Origin of the sequence: Planktothrix sp. FACHB-1355 (genome assembly GCF_014748295.1) — a bacterium.
GTDB lineage: Bacteria > Cyanobacteriota > Cyanobacteriia > Cyanobacteriales > Aerosakkonemataceae > Aerosakkonema > Aerosakkonema funiforme_A.
The window spans coordinates 1-2,106 of the sequence record NZ_JACJUP010001169.1; the positions used below are offsets into that span (position 1 = coordinate 1).

At 43.5% G+C, this 2,106-nt stretch carries 1 protein-coding gene; it reads right to left on the reverse strand.

Annotated features, from left to right (window positions below; translation table 11 throughout):
• The coding region (locus H6S82_RS30330; RefSeq protein ID WP_191057256.1) for a PAS domain S-box protein at positions 1-2,106 on the reverse strand (2,106 nt) is incomplete at both ends.

The following is a 2,106-nucleotide window of genomic DNA, read 5'->3' on the forward strand; positions in this document are numbered from 1 at the left end:
CTTTGGGAGTTTTGCCGGATACTTCCATGTTGAGCATCGGTTCCCCTGTCGCTAATATCCGCTGGCACATAGGCTCTAACGTAGAAGCTAACTCTGGAAATATTTCGCGTCCAGTTTTGCCAAAATGTTCTTCGATCGCTACTCCATTAATTTCAGCTGCTGCTTCGTTAATTTGCACGTACCGCAACCGATCGTCTAAAATCACCAAACCAGCAGGCGCTGCTTTAAAAAAAGCATCAAACCGCGCTTGTCTCAAAGCTAATTCCCGTTCTAGAACCTTACGTTGGGTGATATTTTCTATCATCGCCAGTCCGTAGCGAATAGTGCCATTACCGTGGCGTAGTATTGTCGCTTTTAGATTCACCCAAATGATTTCATAATTTTTGGTTTGAAAGCGTTTTTCAATTTGATAGCTGTTAATTTTTCCTGACATTAACTGATTAATCAAGCACCTTTCCATGTCCATATCTTCTGGGTGGGTAACATCAGCAGGCGTCATTGTCAGCAGTTCTGCTTCTGTGTAGCCCAACATCTCGCAAATGGCTCGATTTACTTTAACTATGGAATGGTTATCCATATTAGCTAACGCCATCCCCATCGGTGCTTCTGTAAAAATTTGACGCCAGCGTTCTTCATTTTCAGCTAAAGCTTCTAGAGCAAGTTTACGCTCGGTAATATCTTCTGCGATCGCCAGCAAATATTGAGGTTTGCCGTCATTGTCAGTAATTACCGTTTTCCGCGTATGAAAGAACCGCGTTTCTCCCGTTTTTATTTGAATTGGCTCTTCCGGAATGTCGATGAATTTTCCTGCATTCAGCGCTTCCTTATCTTTACTTGTGAAAAAATCAGCTTGCTCTTTGGGGAAAAAGTCATAATCATTTTTGCCCAGCACTTCTTCTGGAGTGTAACCCAAAATGTTTGTCGTCGCCGGATTCCACAGGACAAATCGCAATTCGGTTGCCTCTTTAGCCACAACCGAAACAGGCAAATTTTCTAGCACCGAGGCAAGAAACTTTTGCGCTTGGGTTAGTTCTGCTTCTACTCGTTTGCGTTCGCTAATATCGGTGAGCGTTCCCACATAGCCGATTATAGTTCCGTCAGCTTCCAATTCAGCGATCGCCTGGGTTAGCACCCAAACAATGCTGCCATCGGGACGCACGATGCGATGTTCGCATTGAAAGGAGGAATGCTGTTTAATTGTGTTTAACCATTTTGTTAATACTTCTTCTAGATCTTCAGGATGGATAGTTTGTATCCAACCATCCCCTAATAGCATTTCGCATCTCAGTCCCACCATCTCGATCGAACGCTCGTTTGCATATATTGTTTTTCCCGCAGCATCGGTGCGAAAAATACCCACGGGTGCCAATCTTGCTAAAGTTTCATATTGTTGTTCGCTCTTTCGTAAAGCAGTTGCGACAGAAATGCGATCGCTGATATCGCGCATGAAGGCACAATTATACTCGCAGCCTTCAAATTCCAAATAATTAACGCTAATTTGTACCGGAATAAATCTGCCGTCTTTGGCTTGAATGTTACTGTCGAATTGCAAAAAGCGTTGCTGCTTCAAATTTTCCCATTCCTGTTTCCAGATCTCCGGAGTAAACTTGGGGTCTAGATGAAAAACCTTCATGGTAAAAAGTTCTTCTCGGTCGTAGCCTGATAAGCGACAAGCTGCCAAGTTGACATAGCAAAACTCGGCATCAGATTTTACCCAAAAGATAGCATCAGCAGCGTGTTCGAGCGCAAATTGGCAGATTTTTAGTTGCTCAGATGTGGATGTTTCTTTTTGCTGTAATTGCTGTGCGGGATTTTTGTTTTGAGTAATATCTGCGATCGTCAAAAGCAAAAACACTGGCTCGCCCGATTCTTCTCGGACAAGCGACAGCGTTAGCTGCCCCCAAGCAACTGTTCCATCCCGATGCGGAAAGCAAATTTCCCGTTCATAATTGGCTATTTCGCCCTGGATTAACTGTTGGCTCAATACAGAAGCTATTTGAGGATTTTCGGGATGAGTAATTTCTGAAAATGTTCTATTTATCAGCTGGGAAATCTCGCTCCCAACAAGTTCGCCAAACTTACGATTGACCCGCACAAATTTACCTT